At 32.8% G+C, this 2,918-nt stretch carries 4 protein-coding genes; all 4 read left to right on the top strand.

Features of this window, described 5'->3' with window-relative positions; all coding sequences use genetic code 11:
* The coding region (locus tag Cyrtocomes_RS05810) for a hypothetical protein (protein ID WP_322498245.1) at positions 1-181 on the top strand (181 nt) is incomplete at its 5' end.
* Between the two features lie 57 nt (positions 182-238).
* The gene (locus tag Cyrtocomes_RS05805; RefSeq protein ID WP_322498244.1) at positions 239-1,201 is read left to right on the top strand and encodes a DUF3419 family protein; all 963 of its coding nucleotides are present in this window, start codon (positions 239-241) and stop codon (positions 1,199-1,201) included.
* A 2-nt stretch (positions 1,202-1,203) separates the two neighbouring features.
* Positions 1,204-1,920 carry a TenA family transcriptional regulator gene (locus Cyrtocomes_RS05800; protein WP_322498243.1) on the top strand — a complete coding sequence of 239 codons (717 nt, stop codon included), beginning with the start codon at positions 1,204-1,206 and terminating at the stop codon, positions 1,918-1,920.
* Positions 1,920-2,690, top strand: a complete 771-nt coding sequence (locus Cyrtocomes_RS05795; protein WP_322498242.1) for a GNAT family N-acetyltransferase — start codon at positions 1,920-1,922, stop codon at positions 2,688-2,690. The genes Cyrtocomes_RS05800 and Cyrtocomes_RS05795 overlap by 1 nt, the downstream gene beginning before the upstream one ends.
* Positions 2,691-2,918: the final 228 nt, after the last annotated feature.

Raw genomic sequence — 2,918 nt, 5'->3', positions numbered from 1 at the left:
GTTAGGTAATGAAGATCTTGATAAATTAGAAGGGTTATTGCAAAAATACGGAGATTCGCTCTTAGCGTTTTTATTTAAAGATTCTGAAAATATACAAAACGCTGTAACTCTTGGAGAGCATGCCCTGGCAGAAGAGATGAAAAAGTTCAACACTCCAGTTCATGGGTTTGTATTAGGTTAAATAACCCAGTTTATACTCAGCTAGTTTATTTTGAATTTATATGTATCATCTTAGTACGTGAATGTTGTGAGTATGGTAAAGTTTGCGGTTGTTAGAGAAGATCCGTTGGTTGAGGCATTTTTAATACAAAAATACTCGTTGAGAGATGTTTTGATGGTTGCCTCTGGGGGGTGTAATGCCATTACACTACAAGCGATATTTCCAGCTATAAATACTACGGTGTTTGATCTGAACCCAGACCAGATAGCTTTAATGAAGAAAAAAATTAACCTCTTATGTGATAAAGAAAATTTCCAGCGTAATTTTAATATACTATCAAGTAATAAAGATGGATTAAATGCTTGTGGTGAATTTGAATCATTATTTAGATGTTTTAGGGGGTTTTTAAACGAATTTATTCTAGATGAACATAACATCTTAAAACTATTTCTTGATGAGACTGGTGCAGAGTTGAGAGATAAGTTGATTTATAATAAATACTGGAGAGTTGCATTTGAGCTTTATTTCTCAGATTCTATGCTGATTACAATGTTTGGGAATGATGCTATACAACATGCAAAATTCGGATCGTATCCAATGTATTTCCAGAAAGCCATAGAGAATGGGATCAGTAGAAAAGACTTTCGTAGTAATTACTTTTTGCATCATATCATGCTTGGTTATTACTTGGATGATAAAGGATATTTACCATATTATCTTGCAAACCCTAATTCGATTAAAGAAATTACTTATATGGAACTAGATATCGCTCAGATATCTAATTGGCATGATTATGATTTGATAAGCTTATCTAATTTATTTGATTGGATGGACGAGTATAAATCCACTGCTATTTTAGGTGAGATTGTAAAGCATGCAAAATCAGGTACATTCATTATATATAGACAATTAAATAATGAAAAGAACATATATAGTAACTTGCTGGACTATGTAGAGCCGCTCCATAGCCTTGAGTTAGAGTTATTGAATAATGATAGAAGCATGTTCTATAACAAATTAAATATTTTAAGAAAAAGGTAAAAATGAAAACTTTAATTGAAGATATACTTAAAGAGAGTAGTTTTCGCGATAACAAGTACTTTTTAAGCTTACATAATGGTAGTTTTGAAAAGGAAGATTTTGTGGAAACTCAGATACAATTCTTTTTTGCTGTGATTTTTTTTAGCAGGCCTCTTGCAGCCCTTGCTGCAAAAATACCATCACCTGAGTTAAGGATGGAGGTTTTACGTAATGTATGGGAAGAGCATGGTGAAGGTGACTTAACAAAAATACACGGCAATACATTCATCGAATTTCTATCTAGATTGCATGGCATCTCACTTAATGAAATAAATAAAAAAGCGCTCTGGCCAGAGATCAGGATTTTTAATACATGCCTTATCGGCGTATGCGTTCTTGATGATTACAAAATTGCATCTGCAATGGTTGGAATGATAGAGAGGATGTTTTGCGAAATATCTTCTCTAATTGCTGGTGGTATAGTACGAAATGGATGGATCAAGGCTGAAAATATGATACATTATGACCTGCATTCTGCGCTTGATATCAAGCACTCGCAAGATTTTTTTGACGTGATTAGCAATTCGTATACTGGTAATAATAAGTATTATATAGAGCAAGGTTTAAAGCTTGGGGCAACATTGTTTAATAATTTATTCAGCGAATTATATAGATTCAGGAATAGGCGCATTTATAGGGATTTTGATGGGCCACATTCACCTGCAGAAGGTTTGGTATAATGAAGATAATTGAGCTTACAGATGAACTTAAGCCTATATATAATGAACGGCTTATTAAATTTGAAAGAAGTTTTTCTTATCCAATTGGCCAAGACAATTTTAGTATAGACCACGGCAAAAATTATTACACATTTTTTGATAGAATAGGTAAACCATATTTTTTTGTTGCGCTGCTGGAAGATCAAGTAATTGGTGTTGCATGTGGGGTACTCAGGAGTGGCCTATGTGATCATGATAAAATTTGGTATATATGTGATCTAAAAATAGATTCTAAATACAGGGGGAGTGGTATCGTGTATGAATTTTTGTATTTCGCTTTTAAGAAATATTCATATATTTCTACTAAGATATATGGGATATCAATGGATGGGCAAGCAAGTGCTAAGGTTCTTAATTTTATACAGCATACACCATTACTAAATCTGAAGTTTAAGGATACGCTATACTTCTATTTGTTAAATAGGAATGAGATGCATTCTTATGGGTATGAGATACTTGACCAACATGTAAGAGAATATTATTTCATTTCTTTGAGTGGTATTAAGGATATTATACTAGACTCCACGTTGCTTCCTATAAACATGCTACATCTAAAGCTGGGTTATGAGCCTACAATAGTAAAGGATTGTAAATATATGATGTGTTTTCCTAAATTACACCCAGTTTCAATTGGGTTAAAAGCTCAGGGAATCGCCCATATGGCAACCGCGAGTATATTTTCTAATTTCCAACACGAGGATTGGTCATTTATCACCAGTAATGAGATATAGTTAGCTTCACTAAGAAAAATTTAGCTCCAGATAAAATTATTATAGTTAAATATATTTTGGTATATGTTGATTTAGTAGGCTAATACTAGAAATTTAAACTGTAATAAATTTTTTTATGAATTAGGCACTGTTAACAAAGGTTGTATTTAATAGATGCTAAAGCTATAAAGGCAAGGAAAGAGAGATCGGATTTCTCAAATCGTAATGCTAAGCGTCGATTTTCTTTGA

The organism is Candidatus Cyrtobacter comes (assembly GCF_034470605.1).
Taxonomy (GTDB): Bacteria; Pseudomonadota; Alphaproteobacteria; order Rickettsiales; family Midichloriaceae; genus Cyrtobacter; species Cyrtobacter comes.
The sequence above is the reverse complement of the archived record's forward strand: the minus strand, read 5'-3'. Positions and strand labels throughout refer to the sequence as shown.